Below are 23,229 nucleotides of genomic sequence, written 5' to 3'. Positions count from 1 at the left end.
ATGCTGTTGAGGCTATCCATCGGTGCACCGTGTTTTACTTGCACCTGCACTCTATGCGGTGGATAGCTTTTTTCCAACCCAACCCCAAAAAACTGTCCGGAGTGTTGAATGATCAAATATTGGACTATTAGCAAATATTTCAGGAGTTTGGATTTCGGCGTGAGTCTCATTGTGAGACAGTGTCTTCAGTATTTTTCGAGGTGCCCTAAGGTTTTATTTTTGTTGAGCAATTCCTGCTGTCGTCCCTCAAAGTCCCAGAATCCTTTTTGTCCCATAGTCTTGATGAGAAATGAGTGATTTATATTATCTATGATCTCATCTTTTTGTGTCTATCGACTATCTCTTTAAGAATCCAAATACTAATGGGCACCTCGAAAAATACAAAGCTTATTGAGAATAGCAACGAGATCCTAGGGGTTTCAGGCTTTTCAAGTTCGCAATAAGGCAATTAATCGAGGCGCCCTAATGATCAAATATTGGACTATTAGCAAATATTTCAGGAGTCTGGATTTCGACGTGAGTCTCATTGTGAGACAGTGTCTTCAGTATTTTTCGAGGTGCCCTATGGTGGTTGAGGGTATTATCCAGCAAAAAATCCCAGGGTTCTTGAAGAACCCTGGGATCTAATCCTAGTCCTAGTCCTAGCTATGCACTGGCTTTAGTGGGGCGCTTTCGTCCATTCGGTGTGGAAGGTGCCCTCCTTGTCGATGCGCTGGTAGGTGTGGGCACCGAAGTAGTCGCGTTGGGCCTGGGTGAGGTTTTGGGGTAGGCGGTCGCGGCGGTAGCTGTCGAAGTAATCCAGCGACGCGCTGAAGGCCGGGACGGGGATGCCCTGGTGGGCGGCGAGGGCGATCACCTCGCGCCATGCCGCTTGGCGATCCAGAATGGTTTGCTTAAATTCTGGGGCCAGCAGCAGGTTGGGCAGGCTGGGGTTTTCGTCGTAGGCGTGTTTGATTTTGTTCAAAAATCCGGCCCGAATGATGCAGCCGCCCTTCCAAATCCGGGCGGTTTCGCCTAGGTTAATGCCGTACTCGTAGTGGCTAGAGGCCGCCCCAATCAGCGCCATGCCCTGAGCGTAGGAGCAAATTTTGGAGCAGTAGAGGGCATCGCGGATTTTGTTCACCATGTCCTTCACGTCGCCGCTGAAGGAAGCGCTGGGGCCAGCCAGTTCCTTGGAGGTCGCCACCCGTTCGTCCTTGATGGAGGACATAATCCGAGCGTTTACCGCAGCGGTGATAGTGGGAATGCCGACGCCCAGTTCCAGGGCACTCATCACCGTCCAGCGTCCGGTGCCCTTTTGGCCAGCGGCGTCTAGGATCAGTTCCACCAGGGGTTTGCCCGTGTCGGGATCCAGGTTGGTGAAGATGTCCGTGGTGATTTCAATCAGGTAGGAATCCAGTTCCTCGGTGGTGTTCCACTCGGCAAACACTTCGTAGAGCTGGTTGTGGTCGAGGCCGAGGACGCTCTTCATCAGGTCGTAGGCTTCGGCGATGAGCTGCATATCGCCGTACTCGATGCCGTTGTGTACCATTTTGACGTAGTGCCCAGCGCCGCGAGGGCCGATGTAGGTGACGCAGGGGCCATCATCCACCTGGGCGGCAATTTTCTGCACAATCGGCTCGATGGAATCGTAGGCGGCGCGGGTGCCACCGGGCATCAGGCTGGGGCCATTCAGGGCACCTTCTTCCCCACCGCTCACGCCCATGCCAATGAACCGCAGCCCCGTGGATTCTAGATCCTTGGTGCGCCGTTCGGTGTCGTCGTAGAGGGAGTTGCCGCCGTCGATGATCATGTCGCCATCCTGAAGCAGGGGCCGCAGTTGGTCAATCACCGCATCCACTGCGCCGCCTGCCTTCACCATCAGCAAAATCCGGCGGGGCCGCTCTAGGGAAGCGACAAATTCCTCCAGGCTGTAGGTAGCCTTCACATTTTTGCCCTGGGCGCGGCGCTCCATAAAGCTCTGCGTCACCTGGGCGGTGCGGTTATACACGGATACAGGGAAGCCGTTGCGCTCCACATTGAGGGCCAAATTCTCGCCCATGACGGCAAGGCCGATTACACCAAAACTCTGTGCCATAGAACTCTCTTGGTAACTGTTCGCTTGGGGATACTGTTTGCTTAGGGTCGTTGCTTAGGGTCGCCGTTCTCGGTGGTCTAACCCCCATCCGGTCTGCCGCCAAAATCGGGTTGATGGTGCCCGGTTGATGGGGTCGAGGAAACCTCGCCCCTACGGGTTGGCGGGGCGGGAATGGGGTATACAGGATTCGGATTTGGTCTTAGACGGTACACCTTGGAGATTACGCCTTGGAGATAAGGACAAGGTTAAACCACGCCTCCCGAAGGGAAACTGTCCACAGCGTAAACAACCTTTGGGAAAATCGGCCTCTCCCAAAGGTTTTCTTTAGGCCCGCCCATTCTAAGCCAAGAAGCCCTGACACAGATTAGTCTCAGAGGGTTAATCCCGCAGACGTTCGTAGCGCCAGGTGGCGGGGGGCAGGCGGCGGGCCTCAGCGGGGGCATCCGCCGGAGGATCGAGCTGAAACACCAGGGTTTCGCGGTTGCAGGTGTAGCGCACCACTCCATCGGTGAGGGCAGGCTGAACGGCATCGGTGGGGGTCACAGAGCGACGACTGACCCCTTCGCCGCGCAGATAGCCCTCCTGGGTGACGATTACGTCCTGGGTCATGTCGCTGGGGTCGAAGGTTGTCCACACCAGTTTGTCGCCGCCCCGCTGATAGTAGGCCACCGATCCGGCCCCGCTGCCGTTGGTCACCGTGGCAATGGTGATATCCAGCCAGTCAGCATCGGCCCCGTAGACCGTTCCCCCGGTGGTGACGGTGAAGGCGCTATTCTCCACCCACAAGCTGCCGTCGGGCTCGAAGGTGAGGTACTGACTGCCGCGAATCGCTGGCTCGGCGAGTTCCGCCCTGGCCTCATCCGTCGCCGAAAGTTGGCGAGAGGCTTCCGCTAGCAACCCCGGTGGCATCGTCATAGACGCCAAGGCCCAACTACCCATCACACAGCGATCCGCACTGACCCGCTGTGCTCCTGTCAGCAGCGATAGGTCGGACTCTGGGGTCTCAACTTCCGCCGCCAGGTCGCCCTCAAAGTACAGCCCTCGGCTGATCAGGTTGGCCAAACCAGAAACCGCACTTTCGCCGCACACGCCCACCTCGGCACTGGTGATCCCGGTTATGTTAATCAACAGATCGCCCTGGCGAAAACTGAGGGTGCGGGCCTGTTCCGCCCCATCTCGGTCGTACTGCACCATCATCACGCCACCGTCGCCCAGGGAGCTAGGGATGGCCACCTTGCGCCGCCCGTCGGCCTCTGCGGCCATTTGGTCGAGAAACGCCTGGGCCGCCGCCTCGCCCCCCAACTGCGCCACCGGAAAGGCTTGCACCATCAGCCCTGGCTCGCTGAGGCCGCTAAAAAATACGGCCCCCATGCCGCCGTTGGTTTCGTTGATTACCAAATCGTCCATGGGGGGCTGCCGTCCGGTGCGGCACAGGCTCGAAAGCGTCTCCGAGGGAATGGTCACATCCCGCAACTGGGCCTGGGCCGGATGGGCAAACCCCAGCCCCAACAGTACGCCACCAAGCATTAAGCACAATCTGTACATCGCTATTTCCACCCAAAACAAACTAAAGCCATAGACTGAGGTTTATGACTACAGGTTGCGGCCCATGGGTTCCGGGCAGATTCACCGAGAAGGGTGGATTCCCATCCTGTGACTTACTGTGCCTTAGCGGAGGTAGCTGACTAGGGCTTGCAGTTTGTCCCAGGCGGCTCCGCTAGCCAGGATGTCTTGGGCGAGAGCAACTCCCTGGTCAATCTCAGCCACGAGAGACTCGCCCTTCACCACTTCACCCACCTTCAGCGCCAAGGCCGCATTGAGCGCTACCACATCCCGTTGGGCGGGGGTGCCTTTACCCTGCAATACGGCGGTCAGAATCGCGACGTTGTCCGCTAATTCCCCTCCCTGGAGGGCGCTGAGGGGGGCGGGGGTTAAGCCAAATTCCTGGGGATCCAGCACCGCCGTGGTGACTTGTCCTCCGGCAACAATGGCGAGGTCGGTTTTATCGCCCAAACCTGCCTCATCCAGCCGTTCGCGCCCATGCAGCACCACGGCTTGGGGGATGCCCAGTTGGTTAAGGGCATTGGCCATGGTTGTCACGATGGCCGGATCGTAGACGCCGATTACCTGGCCCGTAGGTTGCAGCGGGTTTACCAATGGCCCCAGCAGATTAAACACCGTCCGCACCTTTAGGGTGCTGCGCAACGGAGCCACGGCTTTCATGGCCGGATGCCAGCCCCGCGCAAACAAGAAGGTAATGCCGACCTCATCCAAGGCCGTCGTTACCCGTTCGGGATGAGCCTCTAGGTGAACGCCCAGCGCCTCCAGCACATCAGCAGATCCCACCTTGCTAGAGGCCGAACGGTTGCCATGCTTAGCCACTCGCAGACCAGCCGCCGCCGCCACAAAAGCCACAGCGGTCGAAACATTAAACGTATGCGCTCCATCGCCTCCAGTGCCGCAGGTGTCAATACAAGGGGTGGGATGGACAATTTTAGCCTCGCCGCCCAGGGATTGCCCCTGGAGTACCCGCGCCATGCCCGCTAGTTCGTCGGCAGAGATACCCTTAGCCTGCAACGCCGCCAACAATGCCCCCGACATCACCTCCGGGATGCCCCCACTCAACCAACCCCGCATCAATTCTTCGGCCTCTGGCTCACTCAAGGACTCTCGATGGATTAGACGATGGAGCAGAGAAGACCAATCTTGGGTTTCGGCAGCTAGGGTCACGGCAAGCACTCTAAACGCAGCACCCCGTTGCTCAGTCAGCCTACGCGGGGTATAGACAATGTATCAGAACGGATAGCCTTCAGGCGTTTTCCTAGGTGGGTTCAATCAGATCGGTAAGCGCCTGTTGAATGTCTTGGGTGAGGGCTTCCACAGCCGCTTTGGCCGCACGGCGAGACTGGGCATAGGTCGGCCAACGGTCGCTGACGTTAATCGGCTGGCCGAGGGTGATGATCGCCTGTCGTCGTCCCAGTTGGGGGCGCTTGGGCACAGCGGTTCCCTTCACCCGCTCCACGAGGTCAAACAGGATCAGACTAGTTTCCGCCAGTCGTTCAAAGCTGGGATTCTCGCCCGCATGGTTGCCCCTAACGGCCACAAAGCTTTCCACTAGGCGCATGTGGCGCAGGTGCAAACTTGCGGCTTCCGCCATCCAGTTGGCCAACCCCCGGTCGAAGGGGGCCAGGTGGTCGGGGTGGTCAATGTCCTCTCGGTAGATGTACATCCATCCCGCTTCCTCTAGGCGGCGGCAGCGGTTTTCAGGGGTGCCGCTGTGGGGTAGGCCAAAGAACTGCTCCCCTACCTCCAGAGCGCGATTGAGTAAAGGTTTTAGGCGCTGGGCAATGTCTCCGGGGCGGATGGGTTGAGGTGATTCCGTCGGTGATTTCGGCGGCGATTCCGTAGCTAGTCCCTCAGATACCGTCTTTCCCCTAACGTCTTCTCCCATTTCAGGCCAGGGGCCACCGTAGAAGCGGGCATAGAACTGCTCCATCTGACTCAGTAGATGATGGCCGAGGGCGAGGATCCGCCGATAATAGTCTGTGGCGCTGGCGGTGATCGGTAGGGATTGCACCGTGAGCCCGCAGTCGGCCTCTAGCTGGCTCAGTAGGTGGTTTAGCGCCCCCCAGTTAGGATCGGGATAGACATACTGCAACCCCACAGGCAGCAGGATCACGGACTCAGGCCGCTGGGCCTTATGCAAGTCTTCCACCGCCCAAAAGGCGACCTGGGCTGTCCCCGGTTCTAGGGGGCTAATGACTTCACCATGACCGTTGGTGGCTCCCTCCGGGGCAATGGTGACCGGAAAAGGGCCGTTGACCAACTGTTCCCGCACGGATTTGAGGGCCTTCAGATCCAGCCGCCGCCCCCGATGTACCGGAATGCCGCCCATGCTGGCAAAGAACCACTCCAGCCACTTTCCCGCCCATAGGGGCATCCCCCGGTCATACATAAAAAAGCTGTGGATGGGACGGACTAAGGAAATCCCCTTCGCCTGCGCCGCCTGGGGCACCAGCCGCGAAAATAGGTAGGACAAACTGAGGGGATCATCCACCTGGCTATGGCGAAAGGCCAGCAGCAGCCGAATCTTGCCCTGCTGAAACTGATGAAATAACGCGGCTAAAACCTCAGGATTTTTGCAGGTGACAGGCCAAATACCCACGGGCAACCAGGGCCGCAGACGCACCCGCAACAAAAAGGGCAACACCACGTATCCCCCCCGCACCACCCATTCCCGGTAGTGGGGGGGAATAAACTCCATCCGGGGTTGAACTCGCTTGGCTTCAGGCAAAGTCACTCTCCTCTTGGGGGCGGCCATAGGGCGAAGGTGGACGGTCGCTGCTCCAGGCCCACCAAGCGGTTTCGCACTCGCCACAGTGGTAAAACTCTTGCCACTTGCGCCGATGATCTTCGCCATAGACAGGGGAGCGACGGTTAATCCACACTGCCTTGGCCTGCTGACTGTCGGCCCCGCAACGAGGGCAGCAAAACGCGATGGCATGGCTGGCCGAGGTTGTCCAATCGGGCGGAAGGGGAGAAAAAGCGTCCATAAACGAATAGCGCAACGATGGGCCACGCCCTAGAGCATACCTCCAATCCTAGGGGCAATATTAGGGGGTGCTAGTCCCTCTCAGGAGATCCCCAAGCCCCACCCCTAGGGTGCGGGGAAGGCACAGGGTTTTCGGGCTATGGTGCCGCTGTCGGTGGAAATTACCCCTCCGCCCTTCTTTACGCCATAACCTGTTTTGCCCGCTGAGGGCTAGAAATAGTCGTACTCGTTGATGGGATTGGCGGGGTCGGGGGCAAAGGCCAGCCACAGGGGAAACTGAAGCAGGGCAAGACTAATCACCGCTTCTGCCTCATCCACCACAATCAGCGGCAGGCCACCTTCAGACCGAATCCGATCCGCCCGCTGGGCTAGGGGCTCTGGGGCATCAAACAGCATTAGCCCTTGGCCCGTGCCAAAATCTGCCCGCGATACACCGAGGCAATCTTGCAGCCCGCGCCGCCATTCCCCCAGTCGCTCGGGGCTGTTGGAGAGCACCAGCGTCCGCAGTCGTCCGCCGTAGAGGGTATGCAGAATGGAAATCGCCGCCGAGGCTACGAGGACGTTCTGCAAGCGGCTACCCATGCTTTTGACCGCCCCCCGCCCGCCCTGGGCAAAAAACCAGTTCGACACCCGCTCGGCATGGATAGGCTCAAAGGTGCGCCGCAATTGCCACACGGGGCCATAGTAGTCGGGCCGCATCCGGTACTGATCCAGCAAACTCCGGACCCGGTCGGTTTGATCTTGGAAGGCGGTGGGGGCAAAGCCGAGGGCGGCATCCGTCGGGGGCTGATCGGAGGCGGGCGGGCGGGATCGTCGGCCAGCGACGGACTGAATCACCTCCGGCTCTCGGGCGGGGGCCGCAGCGGGGGCCATGTTCAACTGTTCGGCGGCGGTGGCCAAATCCTGCAAACTACCCACCAGGTAATCTTTAAAGCCCTGCACCCGCACCGCCAAATCCTGGGAGGCTCCGGCGAAGGTCGTCCGCATTTCCGTTTGGATGCGATCCTGACGACGCTCCAGCTTTTCAATCTCCAGTTGTAGGGTGCGTTTGCGCTGCTCTAGCTCGGCGGTGCCCTGCTCCACCATGCGGCTGATGTCGGTCTGGATTTTTTTGAACTGATCCTGGGTGAGGCGATTGTAGGTGGCTTGCAGATCGGCAATGCTGCGCTTGAGATCGGCCTCCTGCTGCTTCAGGCTATCCATGCGGCTACTCCAGTCCGACCGAAAGCCCTCTGACCGCGATCCCCCCGATCCAAGTCCCTCAGATCGAAGGCCCGAAAAATCCACCGAGGCAGAACCTCCGTCCTCGCGGCTGGGGCTACCTTCAGTCAATGGCGTGGATGGAGAAAACTCGTCGGGGGGCATGGACATCCTTAGATGAGGTTAGTTGAGCGGTAGAGAACAGTGGGTTTCCAGGGCCGACCGAAGCTGGCTAGGGCTGAAGATAATGGGCAAAAAGTGAATGCTCTTCACCTCCCGAAAGTAAAACAAAATTGGCACCGGAGCCCAGAAAATCTCCCAATGCTCCCATTCTGCGTAGGGAAACTGGCGGATCTGTTTTTCTCCTCGGTAAATGTCGAGGGCCGTCTCGGTAAAGCGCAGCCGTAGGGTAATGGCCTGAATTCCTAAAAACACGCCAAACAGCCCCACGACGCCACCCAGCCACAGGTTCAGCCCCGCCAGCGGCAAGGACACCCCCACCAGCGACAGGGGAATGCGGTAGCTGGGGTCTAGTTCGGTGATGGACGCAGCCGAGGGGGTGACCGTCGGAGAAGGAGTCATAGCCAGCCGATACAACAACCCTTCCAGTATATCGGTAGCGCCAGCTATCCCGTCGGTCGATGAGATCTGGTGTTCAGCGGCAACGGCAGGGAGGGGGAATATTCCCCTTGGCTTACAACCCCAAGGCCACCGCAGAGGGAGCGGTCACGGTGTCGTAGAGGCGTTCGAGGGCGGAGATATTGGCGCTGAGGGTATAGCGAGACAGCACCCGCTCGCGGGCTTTGCGACCGAGGAGTTGGGCGATTTCGGGGTGGTCGCGTAGCAGGGGCAGAATGGTTTGTAGCTGCACCGCCACCCGCTGGGGATCCAGCACAATTCCGGCCCCGTTGGCGAGGACTTCCCCATCGGCTCCGGCATCGGTGGCGACACAGGCCGTACCGCAGGCCATGGCCTCCAACAGCGACAGGGACAACCCCTCTACAAAGGAGGGCAGAATAAACCCATCCGCCCCCCGCAGCAGGTCAATGCGCCGCTGCACATCGGAAACGTAGCCCAGCCAGAGGATATTGTCATCGTCGTAGAACAGCTTGAGGGAATTTTCTAATGGCCCGCTGCCCATGATGGCAAGCTGGCAGGTTGGCCCCATTTCCGCCTGTCGCCAGCCTTTTAGCAGGGATTCCACATTTTTCTCTGGGGAAAGGCGACCTTGGTAGACAAACAGCCGTTCCGCCCCCAGTTCCACCTTGGCCGCTGAGGGGCCGGGGGCGTAGCGCTGGGTATCGACACCGTTGGGAATCACCACCAGGCGATCATCGGGGACGCCCAGCTTGTTCAGCAGGTCGCGCTGGAGGTCGGAGAACACAATCACCCGGTCGTAGTTGGCGAGGCAGGGGGCATAGAGCTGGTAGGTGAGGTGCTGGGTGCCGGAGGTGATGCTACGCACCTTGCGGTCGAAGGCGGGGTGGAAGGTGGCCACCAGGGGCAGGCCCAACTCGGCGCAAATTTCTGGTAGCCGGAAATCCAAGGGCGAGAGGGTCAGGGAGGCATGGACGATATCGGGCTTCAGTCGTCGCAGGGCATTGGTCAGCAGCTTGCGCGATTTGAGGGAGGGAATGGTGAGGATCTGCGACTTAAACAAAAAGGGTAGGGGCACTTCGGCGGATTCGGGATGGGCCTCTTCCTCAGCCTCCTGGGGTTGGGCAAAGTGCAAAAACGTCACCCGATAGCCCCGATCTAGCAGGGCATTGGTAATTTCTCGACTGTAGGTGACATTGCCGCAGAAGGGGGATTTCTTGCCAAGCCACGCGATATGCATTCACAGTTCGGGGGATAAAGTGACGGGTAGATCAACAGGCAAATACCAAATCGGCGTGAGACACCCCCGCTTCCTAACCAACCGTAGGGGCGAGGTCTCCTCACCCGTTAGCGCCTAGGGGTATACCGATCCGATTGGGTATCAGGATTCCGCCTCACGATGCCGCCCAAACTCTCCATGACCCGCCTAGGGGCAACGGCTGGGGCAATACAACGCTGTAAGCGTTATGGGTGGCATCAGAAAGGAATCCCCACCGGATGGGATCCAAACTCGACCCCAACCACAGCCCTTTATCTTAAGGCTGTATCGGCAATATACCAGGTTGCTACGCCGCCGATCCCAACCAGCACCCCCAACCCCAGGAAGACCTGGGGCAACCCCAAGGCCGTTTCCACCAGGCTCGCCAGAGCCAGGGGCAGCGTCAGAGCAATGTTCACCAAATTATTTTGCAAGCCAAACACCTTGCCCCGCATATCCTCTGGGGTGGTTTCTTGAATCAGGGTTTGCATGGGGATGGCCACCAGGGATCCCGAAAAGCCCAGCCCTGTCAGCAACCCCAGGGAAAGCCAGAGTTGCTCCGTGGTTCCAGCCAGGGCCACCAAACTGACGGCCATGCCCAAGGTACCCCACAGACTCAGGTAGCGGCGAGGCACCCGATGGCCGTAGTGCCCCACGGTGATTGCGCCTAGGGCCAACCCGACCCCACCCGCCGCCAGCAAAAAGCCAAACTGGGACGCCTTTAGGGCTGGGATGATCTCCGCCAGCCGCACCCCCAGCACCGCCAGGGCCGCAAACACGCAGGACAGCAGCACCAATTGCAAAATCGCCACCCGCACCTGGGTGTGGTGTTTCAGGTAACGCAGGCCGTCGCGGATATCTAGCCAAAACTGTGACCAGTCTTGCCCGGTGGATAGCGTTTCCGCACCGGGACGCAGTGTGGCCAAACACAACCCTGCCAGTAGATAGCTCATCCCCACCAGCACCGCTGGGCCGTTGTCGGTCACCCCCAGCATCAACATCAGCCGATCCGCCAGGGCCAATAGGGGATCGCCCACCGCAAAGCCCACAATCACCGAGGCCGTCATCGTGGTCGTATAGAGCGAGTTGGCGGGCAGAAGGTCGCCTTCCTTCACCAAAACGGGAATGATGGCCTGCTCTGCCGGGGCAAAAAACTGGGTCAGGGTGGAAATGGCAAAGGTCACCGCCAGGAGTAGCCAAAAGGCCAGCGGCCAGCCTGCCAGGGTGCCCCCATCCGTGGCCAACCAGAGGCAGATCGGCAATAGCAGCACCAGCCCCCCCCGCAACAGGTTCGAGAGCACCAACACCGATTGCTTGCGCCAGCGATCCACAAACACCCCCGCCGCCGCCCCAAACAGCACCGCCGGAATCGTAAAGGCGATCATCACTGCCGACACCCAACCGCTAATACTCTGGCCGGGGGTATCAAACCGGGCCGAGATAATCGCAATCATCAGCACCAAGTAGACCTTATCCGCCAGTTGGGAAAACACCTGCCCCAGCCACAGGGTCAGAAAATTTCGGTTTTGCAGCACCCGCCCAAAGCCGGGGCCATGGGGTTCTTCCAGGGCGGACGGGCTTAAATTGGGGTCAGCGGCGGGCTGGGGCGACGGATCGGGATGGACTGAGGGGCTGTCGTCGGCTAGACTGACGATTTCGCCGTGGCCAGGGCGGTCATTGACCTCTGGGGTGGCCTGGTCTGAGGAATCGATATCAAACTCGCGCAGCATGGGAAAACCAACGAACCGACGGTATAACCGAACTCTTGACTCAAAAATCTTGACGAAGGGCGACCCACCCACGCCCCGATTTGTGGAGTCCGAGGTCTAGTCCTAGAGGGATGTGATCTATCTCGACCCCACCCAGCTTGAAACCTGAAGCCCTCGCAGGGTGGGCCAACATGACGTTTGATAACGTGGATCTGGTTTAATTCAACCTTCTCCTAATTAAACAGTAGCAAAGCAAGCCTCAATCAACGTCGCCGAACGAATCGGACGCTCGAAGTAGTCCTGGGCATAGTTCCGCAGCAGGCGTTCCAGTCTGGCCCAAATGAGGGGTTGGGTGGGGTGCGCTACAGCCAAGGCATCGGGCAACACGGGCAGGGTGGTGATAATGTCCGGCTTGCTCAACTGCTGAAGCAGCACCACTTCCATAGCGTTGAGGGACTGGGGCGCAGCGGTATGGGCGCGATAGGATCTGGTCGCCTCCCGTAGGGGGCGGGCCTCCCGATGATCTGGGGCGAAGGATGCCGAGATGGCGGATTCTGGAGTGAACGATCCTGATTCAAAGGAAGCCGGGACGGACGCTGGTCGTTTTTTCGGTTGGGGCCGCTGGGCCAATTGTCCCTGGCTCAGGGCCGACCACTGCACCAATCCCCCCGCTTCGGGGCTAAACCCCACCGTCCAGGCCGCATCCATCAAATTTGGCACAATTTCCTCCTGGCTGAGGCAGCAGCGATGTACCTCCGGGGCCACCCCCGCCAAGGCCAGCAGGTGATACAACCCATGGGTGAGGGCCGCGAGTAGCGCACTGGGGGGGCTGGTTTCGATGCGCTCCAGGTGTTCCACAAACAGGTGATATAACTCCGCCTGGGTGCCGTCATTCAGGGCCATAAACAGCACAATTTCCGCCAAATACTGGCTGGCGGTGAGTCGTCCCAAATCCTGACTGAGTTTGGGAAAGGTACGCGCCGTTTCCGCCTGCACCACCTTATCCAGCCGCTTGCCCTTGGCCACCAGCCAGTCGTTGATTACAAACAAATCGCTGCGCCCCCCCAGTCGCGACTGATGCTTGCGCGACCCCGGTGCCACCGCCCGAATCAGGCCCAAATCGGGGGTGAGAATGGTGAGGATCCGATCCGCTTCCCCCAGGGGCATGGCCTTCAGGTTAATCCCAGTGGCTTTGTAGGTGCGGCTCATGACTCCCAGCCTAGGGGCTGCGGTCGGCAGTGCTGAAACTGGGCCTGCCACTGCACCACCTGACCAATCACCGCAATGGCCGGAGCCTCGAAGCCCGTTGCCGCTACCTGGGCGGTGATGGTGCTGAGGGTGCCCAGTAGGGTTTCCTGCTGGGGATGGGTACCCCAACGAATCAGCGCCACGGGGGTATCGGGGCTGAGATCCGCCGCCAGCAGCTCGGTGGTAATGGTGTCTAGGTTACGGATGCCCATGTAGATCACCAGAGTTTCGACTCCCTGGGCCAAGGCCCGCCAATTCACCTGGGGGCGATACTTCCCGGCAGATTCATGGCCCGTCACAAAGGCTACGGAGGAACTGTTATCCCGATGGGTAACCGGAATCCCTGCATAGGCCGGAACCGCCACCCCAGCAGTAATTCCTGGCACCACCTCCACCGCAATGCCCGCCGCCACCAGGCCCGCCATCTCTTCGCCACCTCGACCAAACACAAAGGGATCGCCTCCCTTGAGGCGCACCACCACGGCATGATCGGTAGCCTTTTCAATTAAAAGCCGGGTAATGTCCGGCTGAAGCATGGAATGACGCCCCTGCCGTTTGCCTGCGTTGATCACCTCTGCCTGGGGGTTAATCATGGCCAAAATCGGCGCACTCACCAGGGCATCATGCACCACCACATCGGCACCTTCCAGCAACCCCTTGCCCTTTAGGGTAAAAAGTCCTGGATCGCCGGGGCCAGCCCCCACCAGGTAAACCTTGCCGTAGGGGGGGAGATTGTCTGTGGAGGAAGGTGCCAAGGTCATCGCCAAACTATCGAATCTCAATCATGCCACTAACCGCCCCAATGGGCGATCCCCTGGAGCGGTCCCTAGGACACCAGGGAGGATGGCTGGAGGGCGGAACGACGGGCCATGCGCTTCAAAGACACCACAGGCTGCGGGGCTTTGGCAGGGCCACGACCTAGGGCCAAATCCACCACCAACTGAGCTAACTGGGGCGAGGGGCCAAGGGGCGGTAGCAGGTGAATTCCCAGGCTTGGAAACCGCTCCGCCAGTTCCTCGGTGCGGTGAATAATGGCGTCGGTGGTGGATCCGGTGAACAGGAAGTAGGGCAAAATGGCCAGCCGCTGTACGCCTTGCTGGATCAGGTGAATCACCTGGGTCTCGAGGTGGGGGGGCACGGCCCAATAGGCCGCTGTGCCGCCTAACGACTGGGCCAGGGACTGAATGGATCGGTTGCCCTCCGTCCGCCGACTACCGTGGGCCAGCAGCAACCAGGTATCCGCCGTGGTGGTCTGGAGCCGATCCTGCACCAGGTGGCGCAATCCAGGATGATCGCCGAGATGGGCCGTCACCGCCAGGTTCAGACCGGGTAATAGGCGCTGGGCAAGCTGTACTTCCGCAGGCAGGTCGCTGAGCACATGCACTCCCCGCAGCAAAAAGATCGGCACTAGGCGAATTTCCGTCATCCCCGCCGCCACCGCCCGCCGCCCAAAGTTAACGATCTGCTGATGCAGCGGCAACGCTCCGGTTTCCAAACAAGCCGTCCCCACCAAGGGCGGATGAGAGCTATGGCGTCGCCCCACCCCAGCGGCCTGACCACGGGTCTCACACACCATCGCTGGCAACCGCTCAAAGGGGCTTTGGCTCGTGCCATAAAGAGACGTTCCCTTGGCTGGCCTAGCTAGGGTGGGCATGGCCCCCAACTGGGCCTCAAGCTGATCCCGCACAAACTGCGCCAACCGTTCCGCCGCCTGCCCCGGCCTAGGATCTCGACTACCGTGGCACACTAATAAATACGCTGTGGCGGGGGAAAAGTCGGTAGACACAGTAGACACCTCCTAGGGGCAGTGCCGTCCCCAGGGGGCAGGCCAGTCTGGAACGGCAAGTATCTCCCCATTATAGGAACTGCACCCGGAATCGCTGGTATCCAATGCAGCAGTTAGGCGGGCTCACCCCATGTTTCCCGATCCCCCGACCGGACAAGCGATCTCCGATCTCCCAGGGCACCTCCCCACAGTCCTGGATCGTTTTTTTCAACGCTCTGTCCCCACAACCCACGTCCTGTGTGCTAGAGTGAAAAACGCGGAAACGCAGTTATGGCGGGTGTAGCCAAGTGGTTAAGGCAGTGGATTGTGGTTCCACCATTCGGGAGTTCGAGTCTCCTCATCCGCCCTGTAAAGCTCCAAGTCAACGCGGGTAAGCGCGTCTGAGGTCAGGTACCTGACGGTTCTACTAGAACGGCATCAGACCGTTTTAGAGTGTCGTCGATGGGGTATGGCGGAGATGGGAAATCTGGCTCCTTTCACATCGTTGCGCAATGTCGCAGCTAATGTTACATTTGTTAACGAAATCCGATGCCTTCGTTAGCTGGGCGAGTCCAGGGTTGGACTGGACAGCGGTTTAGTGTTCTTAGGTATCAGGTTCTCCTACTCTCAACACAGCAAATGAACCAGCCCGCAACGGCTGGTTTTTATTTGCATCTCTCTTTTGCGCCTCTCTTTACAACGCTTTACGCCTCTAAACGTTGTAAAGTCGGTCTAAGTTTCTCAGCGTTCCTGTACAGCCCCTTATCCCGTGTTACCTTAAGGATTGGTTCGGTTGGGGGATCAATGACACCCATCGGCACCGAGTGAGTGATCGCCCGGTGTTAGGGTCAGCGGTTTGGCCAAGGACATCGTTAAACAGGGTAGCGCCAGAGTGGAGCCCAGATTAGAGTGAAGATCTTCACTTTGTTTTGGTGGCCGTTGCGCTACTTGACTGAGGTCGGTTGAGTGGTGTCTATCTCAATATCACTTTTTTTGTTGTGGGCCTATCTCCCTTAAGAAAACCAAATTTTTAGGTGTCAGGTCATGGGTATTGGCGGTCATGTCTTAGGCAGGCCGTCATTTCCCCATATAGATGTTGGTTTAGATGGTTAGAACACGAGAGGTATCTTAAGATGTCAATCCGCCTTTACGTTGGCAATCTCTCTAGGGATTTGCAGCGCCAAGATTTTGAAAACGTCTTTTCGGGTTATACCGATGACCTAGTCTCTGTCAAACTCATTTCCGATAAGAAAACCGGAAAATGTCGGGGGTTTGGGTTCGTGACGGTGAAAACCGAAGAGAAGGCCGACGAGATTGTTGCCCAACTAAACGGTCAGGTGCTGGAAGACCTGCCGATGAAGCTTGAGAAGGCACTACCCCGCACCAAGGCTGAACCGGAACCCGAAAGCCGGGAGAGCAGCAGCAACAACAATAACAAGCGTACCCGCAGCAACAACCGCAAGCCTTCTAATCATAACGTAGCCGCTACGGTGGCTTCTGCCAGCACCACTGCTCAACCCGATCCTCGCTGGGCGAATCAACTCGAACAATTAAAGGCCATGCTCGCTTCCCAAACCACAGCCTCCTAGGGCTATTCTCGCCCTATCATCATGGGTGCCTATCATCCCCTAGGGCAAACGCATAGGACATCGGCCTCGACGAAAGAATCGGGCTTTCAGCCATTGGAAGCCATCAAAGTAGCCCCATGATGCTTAGTAAGCTGGCTGTTCAGTCTCCTTATTGAGAAAAACTGTGAGGATGCGTTTGCCCTAGGGGCATTGGTGCCCTGGTTGACTGACAAAAGATTCTGCACCGGGCACGGAAACCGCGCCCCTAGGGTACTGGGATCATGTAGGGGTCAGGTCTCCTGACCCTTTGACGGATCTAGGTTATGGCAAGTTTTGTCAGTCAGCCAGGTCGGTGCCACTGGTTAAGAATGGCGGTGAGCAGAGGGTTGTCCAACAGGCGTTGAACCGACTGCGGCAGGCTGATCAACGAGTGGAGCTAGAGTCTCTGCTGGGCTTTTTTGTGAGCGTTGCTGATCTTAAAACAGCTCACCCGGCGAGTCGGGGGACTGTCTCCAGAGCTTTCGGCCCCAGTGTAGGTGCTTTCTAGTGAGCAACTGGAAGCTTTGGGGAAAACCCGAGATGACGCACCCTCAGTAGATCACAAACTTGCTCTATTGCGCTGATCTGGCCCTCATCCTAAATCCCTCTCCCCAAGGGAGAGGGACTTTGAAGACCGCTTCCGGCTCCCCTCTCCTCGTGGGAGAGGGGCTGGGGGTGAGGGCTGCGAGGACTTTGTGATCTACTGACCCTAGAACACCAAAATAAGGGTGATGTGCCATGCCTTGCCCTGGCGGTGTAGGTCAATGCGGCGGATAAATTCGCGGAAGAAGAAACGCCGTTCGGCTTCGGACAGATCCAGCCAAAACTGGGGCAGGGCGACGGAGGGGGCCAGTTCCGAGAGGTTGACCGGGGGCAGTTGGGCGATGTGTTGTTCGATTTGGGCGATTTCGCTGTGCAGGGTATAGCGACGGAGGGCGGCGGTTTCATCGTCTAAGATACCCGTTTCCACTAGGGCCGGAAGTTGGTTCAGGGCAGATTTTCGCTGCTGTAATTGGCTGTGCAGTTGGGATTGTTGGCTAGGGACTGGGGCGTCCGTTGTGCGGGCGGTTTGCCATTGGGCGACGGCCTGGGGCAGGGTGTGGCAAATGTCTGCAATCACGGCCTGAAGCACGTCGTTGTAGGGAATCGCACGGCAGCGAGGCTGCTGGGGGCAGGCGGTGGGGCGCAGGTAGAGGTAGCTTTGGGCCTTACCCCGGATGGTGGTGGTGGAAACGGCCATGGCACTGCCGCAGGCGTGGCACTGCACCAAGCCCGCCAGGGATCGGGAGGCTCCGGCGGTGCGGGGGGGCAAGGGACGGTTGCGGCGCAGTAGGCGGTCAATCTGGGCGGCTTCGTCGCGGGAGATGATGGCGGCGTGGGTGTCGCGGATGACGTGGCCATCGCAGTATTGCAGATCGCCTCGGTAGACGGGATGGCTAAGCCAGCGCTGCCCGGTGGAGACCGAAATCCGCTTACCAAAGCGTTTTTCCACAAAGCGCACTGCCCCCCGCAGGGATCCGTAGAGCAAAAATTCGTTGGCAAAGGCCGTGATCACTGGAGCCGCCGTGCGGTCGATCAGGTATCGCCCCTGCCCCCGTCGATAGCCGTAGGGAGCTTTGCCCGGTGGCGGTAGGGCTTGGAGTCGATTACGCGCATGGCCCGCCCGTTTTTGTCGCCGCTGCTGTTGATCCTGCATGGTGGTGGCAAGATCGATGCCGTTGGCAAGGGCCGTTCCGGGCGCGAGGGGCATGGCTGGATCACCCCCAGCCCACACCGTAGTGCCCGCTTGGGACAATGCCTCTAAACACCGCTGCACCGCCGCCGGACTATCACCCAGATCGGCTAGATGATGCACCCACAGGTGATGGGCGGGGGTCTGTTGGTTGTCGGCCAAAAGCTGGGCGAGTTGGGGCCGATGGCTGGGATTGGCGGCGATGGCCCGGTCTCCGTAGACCTGTACCTCGATTCTGGAAGCCGCGTCTTGATCGGTGAGGTCAGCTTTGAGGCGCTCTACACTATCGGCCATATCAGATCGTTCTGAACTGGCGTCCTTTGGGGAACCATCCGCCCCTGGATCGCCATAACGGTAGATCACAAGACGCATGGGACTAAAACGCCAACTTCAGGGCTTCCCGCAGGGCGATGGCTTGGTCGTTATCCGCACTGGCCACAATCACCATCACCGTGGTGGCCGTAACCTCGCCGGGGGAGTCCATACAGACAAAAACAGCGGTGGTGTCCTCGGATTGTCCGGCCATGCTAATGGCGTCGGTTTGAACGGGGGTCAAATCCTGGGATTCTAGGGCGTTTTCGGCTTGGTTCAGGCATTGGTTTACGTCGGTGGTCATGGCCCGCCAGGAATAGTAAATCCCCGGTGGGTCGGCCTGGGCAGCGGTCGCAGCAGCAAGGAGAGATCCCCCCGTTAGACAGGTGGCCATGGGCTTCCAGATCCAGTTTTTCAGCCAAAGTCCTTGATTCACGGTTGATATTCTCCCAAGTCCATCTGCAATCGGCTTAGGTTTTATGATAAGTCGCCATCGCCTTACACCAACCCCTTGAAACAATCTCCGTCGGGAGGGGCTTTCGGGGGGTGTATCATGACACCCATGGAAGAGGCCGCACCCGACGGTTCCCCGTTACTTTGCTACCCATGTCCACCGCCACCGCCACGATTAAGTTTCTCGTTGATCCCACCCGGATGGAATGGGTGGAACAGGCGCTTGCCAACGTTGACACGATTTTGCTCGACCATGCCCAGTGTGAGCGCAAGGCGGCGGGGGTGGCCTTGAGTTTGATCAACCGCTACCCATCGGATCGGGATCTCATCACCGCCCTAACGGAGATTGCCCAGGAGGAATTGGCCCATTTTGCCCAGGTGAACCAATGGCTAGAGCGGCGAGGGGTGCCCCTACGACCGCTGCACCCCCCTCCCTATGGGGCCAAGCTCCGGGAACAGGTGCGCCCCGCTGAACCCCACCGCCAGTTGGATATTCTGCTGGTTTCGGCCCTGATCGAAGCCCGCAGCCATGAGCGGTTGGGGTTATTGGCCCAGCATTGTCCTGACTCGGATCTGGCAAGGTTCTATCGGGGTTTGATGGCCTCGGAAGCACGGCATTATGGGGCGTACTGGCTGTTGGCCACGGGGCGTTTTCCTAGGGCCGAGGTGGATGCCCGCTTGGTCGAGCTGGCTGAGGCCGAAAGCGCGATTTTGGCCACCCTCCATCCCGAACCCCGTGTCCACAGCTAAGCCCAAGGACGACTCATGCCGATGGCGACTCATCCTGTGCCCCCATCCCCTGTTCCGAACTACCAAAGCCAGTTTCGCCACTACCAGGTGCGAAGTTGGCAACCCGCCGACCGCGCCGCTGCCGGGGCGATCATTGCAGCGGTGCTGGCTGAATATGGCCTCACCTGGGAACCCCAAGGCAGCGACCGAGATGCCCTGGAGGTGGAAACCCACTACTGGCAAACCGGGGGCGAATTTTGGGTGGTGGTTGATGGCGAAACCCTAGTGGGCACGGCGGGCTACTATCCGGTGCAGCGCAGCGATCTCGCGGTGGAAATTCGCAAGATGTATCTACAGCCTGGGGCGCGAGGGCAAGGGTTGGGACGCTATCTGCTGGCTCAGCTCGAACAGGCCATTCAGCGGCAGGGGTTTCGGCAGATTTGGGTCGAAACGGCTTCGATTCTCAAGGAAGCGGTGCAGCTTTACGAAGCCAGCGGCTATGTGCCCGCCGAAGGGGTCGAAACGGCCCGCTGTGATCGCATCTATCACAAATCCCTGTCTCAGGTCTAACCGTCCATGGATATAGACACAGCACCTCGATCTACCATCGCTCAGCCCCCACAGACCCAGGTGTGTCTTTGGCCTGCCCTCCGCCCTCTATACTGAACTGATCCTAGGCTTCGCTATAATCGCTGCATCGACATTGAGACGGTACGTTGATTGCCATCTATCCCGGAAGTTTTGATCCCATTACCTTGGGCCATCTCGATATTATTTCCCGTGGCAGTCGGCTGTTTGAACGGGTGATTGTCTTGATCTCCCACAACCCCAACAAAGTACCGATGTTCTCGATTGATAAGCGGATTGACCAAATTCAAGTCTCGGTGAGCCACCTGGGGAATGTGGATGTGGATGCCTATGATGGCCTCACCATTACCTATGCCCACCAACACCAAGCCCAAGTGTTGCTGCGGGGGCTGCGGGTTCTATCCGACTTCGAAAAAGAGCTGCAAATGGCCCATACTAATAAAACCCTGGCCGAGGACATCGAAACCCTATTTTTGGCCACGTCAACGGAGTATGGCTTTCTAAGCAGTAGCCTGGTCAAAGAAATTGCCCAGTTTGGTGGCCCCATTGATCACCTTGTTCCTGACCACGTAGCGCGAGACGTTTACCAATGTTACGTCAAGACCCCACCCCCCTCGGCTCGGCCCAAAATGGATTCGCGGCTGAATCCGTCGCCCCTGGAACGGGAGGCAACCTCGTTCCCAGCGTCGGAGATGTAGATATTCAGCAGGAACTGAACCAGCTAGAGGAGATCATTCTGGGTAGTCCTCGCGTTCCCTTCAGCGGTCGCACCCTGGTGGATGAGGATCAACTGCTGGATCAATTGGATGCCATTCGCCTCAATTTGCCCCCGGCCTTTCGTCAGGCGATGCAGGTCTTACAACAGCGAGACACCATTCTGGCCGAAGCAGATCGCTATGCCCAGGATCTCATCCAGGCCGCCGAGCAGCAGGCCGCCCAAATCCTCAATGAAATGGGCCTCGTGCAACAGGCCGAGCAGATCGCCCATCAGATCCAAACCCAGGCCCAGGCCGAGTGTGATCAACTCCGTGCCACTGTGCTGGCAGAGGTCGATCAGATTAAGCGGAAATCCCAGCAAGACTGGGAAGCCCAGCGCCAAAGTGCCCTCCAAGAGCAGTCGATCATTCAGCAAGAGGCCGATGCCTACGCCGACCGGGTGCTCTTTCAGGTCGAGCAACAGTTGTCCCAGATGTTGCAGATCATTCAAAATGGCCGCAGCCAGCTTCAACCCGCCCCACCCCCCACGCCCAAGCGCCCCAAGGTGCTGAAGTCCACCTCTCCCTTGGATGCCCGATCCAAAGGATCCAATCCCGCTCCATGATCAGCTATCTCAAGGGCATTCTGGCCGATGTGCAAAAGCCCGGTCATCATAAAATTATCGTCACCCTAGAAGTGAACCAGGTGGGTTACGAGCTTCAAGTCCCCGCCCGCCAACTGGCCAACCTGCCGCCCCAGGGGGAAACGGTGCAGTTGTTCAGCCACCTACAAGTGCGCGATGACCAGATGGTGCTGTTTGGCTTTGGCCAGCGCCGAGAGCGGGATCTGTTTCTGCTGCTGACGGGGGTGAGTGGCATTGGCCCCCAAATGGCCCTGGCGCTGATCGATACCCTGGGGGATCGGGATCTGGTGCAGGCCATCGTGGCGGGGAACACGCGGCTGATTTCCAAGGCTCCAGGGGTAGGCAGCAAAACCGCCGAGCGTGTCGTCCTCGAACTTAAAACCAAGCTGCAAGACTGGCAGGCCCAGGCGGGGTTCGTCTCGGTGCCCACGGGCGGCCCCATCGCCTCGATCCACGAAGAGGTGGAAATCACCCTCAGCGCCCTGGGCTACACCCAGGCGGAAATCCTCAAAGCCCTCCAGGCCGTCGCCCAACACAGCACTGCCTCCAAAAGCGACGACCCCGAAATCTGGGTGCGAGAGGCCATTGCTTGGCTAAGCCGATGAGCCACCGAGTCCATGGATTGGGGGAAGGACACGCCCTCCGTCTTTCTCATTCCTGCACTTTTTTGCCGTTACCCATGCCTCAGCCCAGTCGGTTCATCCGTCTCTTTCCCCCGTTATCATAGAAGACCATGCCTTTCTTCTTCCTGTTATGGCCGCTTCTTCCCTGCCGACCGCCACTCCCCTACCACCCGCCGCCGTTAGCGAGGATGCCCCTCAGCCGATCCCGTCGCCGGAGCCAGTGGTTGCAGCGCATCTAGATCAGCCAGCCACGGCAGAGCCTCCGATCCACAAATCCCTCCTAGGGCAATCCCTCGAAGACCTGACGGCCTGGATGGTGGCCCAGGGGCAACCCGCCTACCGGGGTAAGCAGTTGCATCAGTGGCTCTATGAGCAGGGGGCTAGGTCACTGCAAGATATCACCGTTTTCCCCAAGGCGTGGCGGCAGCAGGTAGAAGGGGTTGCGGTGGGTCGTTCGGAAATTTACCACCGCACCGAGGCCAGCGATGGCACCGTCAAGTACCTGCTCAAGCTAGCCGATGGGCAGATCATCGAAGCGGTGGGGATGCCCTCGGCCAAGCGGTTGACGGTGTGTGTTTCGTCCCAGGTGGGTTGCCCCATGGCCTGCGACTTTTGCGCCACGGGTAAGGGCGGCTTTTTGCGCAACCTAGCCACCCACGAAATCGTCGATCAGGTGCTAACCGTCCAGGAAGACTTTGGCCAGCGGGTCAGCAACATCGTCTTTATGGGCATGGGCGAACCGCTGCTGAATACCGACAACGTGGTCGTCGCCATCCGCTGCCTCAATCAGGATGTGGGCATCAGCCAGCGATCCATGACCCTCTCCACCGTGGGCATTCCAGGCCGCATTCGCAAACTGGCGGACGAACAGCTTCAGGTCACGTTGGCGGTCAGTCTCCACGCCTCTAACCAAGCCCAGCGCCAAGACCTCATCCCTAGCGCCAAGGCCTACCCGCTGACGGAACTGCTGGGGGAATGCCGCGACTACGTGAAGCTCACCGGGCGGCGCGTCACCTTTGAATACATCCTCCTGGCGGGCCTCAACGACCAACCCCAAAACGCCGCCGAACTCGCCCAACATCTACGCGGCTTCCAAAGCCACGTCAACCTCATCCCCTACAACCCCATCAGCGAGGTAGACTACCAACGCCCCAGCGAAGCCAGCATCCGTGAGTTTGTGGCCCAGCTCGAATCTCGCCACATTGCCGTCAGCGTTCGCTATTCCAGAGGTCTTGAGGAAAACGCCGCCTGTGGCCAACTTCGCGCCTCCAAGGTCGCCTAGGGCATGAGTCTCTTGTGGCAGTTGATCTACATAGAAGGGCGGTCAGAGTAACAACACTCCGGACAGATTTAGGAGGCTGTGATCCCAGTCTATGCGGCGATAACCCCGTAGTTCAGGAGGGTCTGGTAGTTGGGATGGGATTGAATCAAAGTTGGCTC

At 59.0% G+C, this 23,229-nt stretch carries 21 protein-coding genes and 1 tRNA gene; 8 read left to right on the top strand and 14 right to left on the bottom strand.

Annotated features, from left to right (window positions below):
- Window positions 1–658 precede the first annotated feature (658 nt).
- The 12 genes from gndA to H6G62_RS20195 form a co-directional block, all read right to left on the bottom strand.
- On the bottom strand, window positions 659–2,077 hold the full coding sequence (gene gndA / locus H6G62_RS20250; protein WP_190498508.1) for an NADP-dependent phosphogluconate dehydrogenase: 1,419 nt from the start codon (window positions 2,075–2,077) through the stop codon (window positions 659–661).
- A 378-nt stretch (window positions 2,078–2,455) separates the two neighbouring features.
- On the bottom strand, window positions 2,456–3,622 hold the full coding sequence (locus H6G62_RS20245) for a hypothetical protein (RefSeq protein ID WP_190498506.1): 1,167 nt from the start codon (window positions 3,620–3,622) through the stop codon (window positions 2,456–2,458).
- Window positions 3,623–3,745: 123 nt separating this feature from the next.
- Window positions 3,746–4,807 (bottom strand): anthranilate phosphoribosyltransferase, encoded by a 1,062-nt coding sequence (gene trpD, locus H6G62_RS20240; RefSeq protein ID WP_190498504.1) that lies wholly within the window; start codon window positions 4,805–4,807, stop codon window positions 3,746–3,748.
- A gap of 91 nt (window positions 4,808–4,898) precedes the next feature.
- The gene (locus H6G62_RS20235) at window positions 4,899–6,371 is read right to left on the bottom strand and encodes a 1-acyl-sn-glycerol-3-phosphate acyltransferase (protein ID WP_190498502.1); all 1,473 of its coding nucleotides are present in this window, start codon (window positions 6,369–6,371) and stop codon (window positions 4,899–4,901) included.
- Window positions 6,364–6,630 (bottom strand): hypothetical protein, encoded by a 267-nt coding sequence (locus tag H6G62_RS20230; RefSeq protein WP_190498501.1) that lies wholly within the window; start codon window positions 6,628–6,630, stop codon window positions 6,364–6,366. Before H6G62_RS20230 ends, H6G62_RS20235 begins: the two co-directional genes overlap by 8 nt.
- Before the next feature lie 209 nt (window positions 6,631–6,839).
- Window positions 6,840–7,994, bottom strand: a complete 1,155-nt coding sequence (locus H6G62_RS20225; protein WP_242052183.1) for a DUF3086 domain-containing protein — start codon at window positions 7,992–7,994, stop codon at window positions 6,840–6,842.
- A gap of 18 nt (window positions 7,995–8,012) precedes the next feature.
- A complete protein-coding gene (locus H6G62_RS20220; RefSeq protein ID WP_190498500.1) occupies window positions 8,013–8,411 on the bottom strand; it encodes a DUF3119 family protein in 399 nt (132 codons plus the stop codon).
- Between the two features lie 112 nt (window positions 8,412–8,523).
- A complete protein-coding gene (locus H6G62_RS20215) occupies window positions 8,524–9,666 on the bottom strand; it encodes a glycosyltransferase family 4 protein (protein ID WP_190498498.1) in 1,143 nt (380 codons plus the stop codon).
- 290 nt (window positions 9,667–9,956) lie between these two features.
- Window positions 9,957–11,414, bottom strand: a complete 1,458-nt coding sequence (locus H6G62_RS20210; protein WP_190498496.1) for an MFS transporter — start codon at window positions 11,412–11,414, stop codon at window positions 9,957–9,959.
- A 216-nt stretch (window positions 11,415–11,630) separates the two neighbouring features.
- On the bottom strand, window positions 11,631–12,602 hold the full coding sequence (gene recO / locus H6G62_RS20205; RefSeq protein ID WP_190498494.1) for a DNA repair protein RecO: 972 nt from the start codon (window positions 12,600–12,602) through the stop codon (window positions 11,631–11,633).
- Window positions 12,599–13,402 carry a uroporphyrinogen-III C-methyltransferase gene (cobA, locus tag H6G62_RS20200; RefSeq protein WP_190498493.1) on the bottom strand — a complete coding sequence of 268 codons (804 nt, stop codon included), beginning with the start codon at window positions 13,400–13,402 and terminating at the stop codon, window positions 12,599–12,601. The genes recO and cobA overlap by 4 nt, the downstream gene beginning before the upstream one ends.
- A gap of 65 nt (window positions 13,403–13,467) precedes the next feature.
- Window positions 13,468–14,427 (bottom strand): sirohydrochlorin chelatase, encoded by a 960-nt coding sequence (locus H6G62_RS20195; RefSeq protein ID WP_190498491.1) that lies wholly within the window; start codon window positions 14,425–14,427, stop codon window positions 13,468–13,470.
- 273 nt (window positions 14,428–14,700) lie between these two features.
- On the opposite strand from H6G62_RS20195, the gene H6G62_RS20190 reads away from it, so the two are divergent.
- Both H6G62_RS20190 and H6G62_RS20185 read left to right on the top strand, forming a co-directional pair.
- Window positions 14,701–14,773 (top strand) — tRNA-His (locus tag H6G62_RS20190).
- Between the two features lie 766 nt (window positions 14,774–15,539).
- On the top strand, window positions 15,540–15,995 hold the full coding sequence (locus tag H6G62_RS20185) for an RNA-binding protein (protein ID WP_190498489.1): 456 nt from the start codon (window positions 15,540–15,542) through the stop codon (window positions 15,993–15,995).
- A gap of 727 nt (window positions 15,996–16,722) precedes the next feature.
- On the opposite strand, the gene H6G62_RS20180 is transcribed toward H6G62_RS20185, so the two are convergent.
- Window positions 16,723–18,117, bottom strand: a complete 1,395-nt coding sequence (locus H6G62_RS20180; protein ID WP_199325142.1) for a recombinase zinc beta ribbon domain-containing protein — start codon at window positions 18,115–18,117, stop codon at window positions 16,723–16,725.
- 4 nt (window positions 18,118–18,121) lie between these two features.
- The gene (locus H6G62_RS20175; RefSeq protein ID WP_190498487.1) at window positions 18,122–18,493 is read right to left on the bottom strand and encodes a hypothetical protein; all 372 of its coding nucleotides are present in this window, start codon (window positions 18,491–18,493) and stop codon (window positions 18,122–18,124) included.
- Between the two features lie 170 nt (window positions 18,494–18,663).
- Between H6G62_RS20175 and H6G62_RS20170 the strand changes: the two genes are divergently transcribed.
- The 6 genes from H6G62_RS20170 to rlmN all read left to right on the top strand — a co-directional run bounded on the left by H6G62_RS20170 (window position 18,664) and on the right by rlmN (window position 23,071).
- Window positions 18,664–19,260 (top strand): tRNA-(ms[2]io[6]A)-hydroxylase, encoded by a 597-nt coding sequence (locus H6G62_RS20170; RefSeq protein ID WP_190498485.1) that lies wholly within the window; start codon window positions 18,664–18,666, stop codon window positions 19,258–19,260.
- Between the two features lie 21 nt (window positions 19,261–19,281).
- Window positions 19,282–19,809 carry a GNAT family N-acetyltransferase gene (locus H6G62_RS20165; RefSeq protein WP_190498483.1) on the top strand — a complete coding sequence of 176 codons (528 nt, stop codon included), beginning with the start codon at window positions 19,282–19,284 and terminating at the stop codon, window positions 19,807–19,809.
- A 146-nt stretch (window positions 19,810–19,955) separates the two neighbouring features.
- Entirely contained in the window at window positions 19,956–20,525 is a 570-nt protein-coding gene (gene coaD, locus H6G62_RS20160) for a pantetheine-phosphate adenylyltransferase (protein WP_190498481.1), read from the top strand.
- On the top strand, window positions 20,417–21,148 hold the full coding sequence (locus tag H6G62_RS20155; RefSeq protein WP_199325141.1) for a DivIVA domain-containing protein: 732 nt from the start codon (window positions 20,417–20,419) through the stop codon (window positions 21,146–21,148). Before coaD ends, H6G62_RS20155 begins: the two co-directional genes overlap by 109 nt.
- Entirely contained in the window at window positions 21,145–21,771 is a 627-nt protein-coding gene (ruvA, locus tag H6G62_RS20150) for a Holliday junction branch migration protein RuvA (protein ID WP_190498479.1), read from the top strand. The genes H6G62_RS20155 and ruvA overlap by 4 nt, the downstream gene beginning before the upstream one ends.
- Window positions 21,772–21,919: 148 nt before the next feature.
- Window positions 21,920–23,071, top strand: a complete 1,152-nt coding sequence (rlmN, locus tag H6G62_RS20145) for a 23S rRNA (adenine(2503)-C(2))-methyltransferase RlmN (RefSeq protein WP_190498477.1) — start codon at window positions 21,920–21,922, stop codon at window positions 23,069–23,071.
- The last annotated feature ends 158 nt before the right edge of the window (window positions 23,072–23,229 follow it).

The organism is Phormidium sp. FACHB-1136 (assembly GCF_014697375.1).
Classification (GTDB): Bacteria; Cyanobacteriota; Cyanobacteriia; order Phormidesmidales; family Phormidesmidaceae; genus Nodosilinea.
The sequence above is the reverse complement of the archived record's forward strand: the minus strand, read 5'-3'. Positions and strand labels throughout refer to the sequence as shown.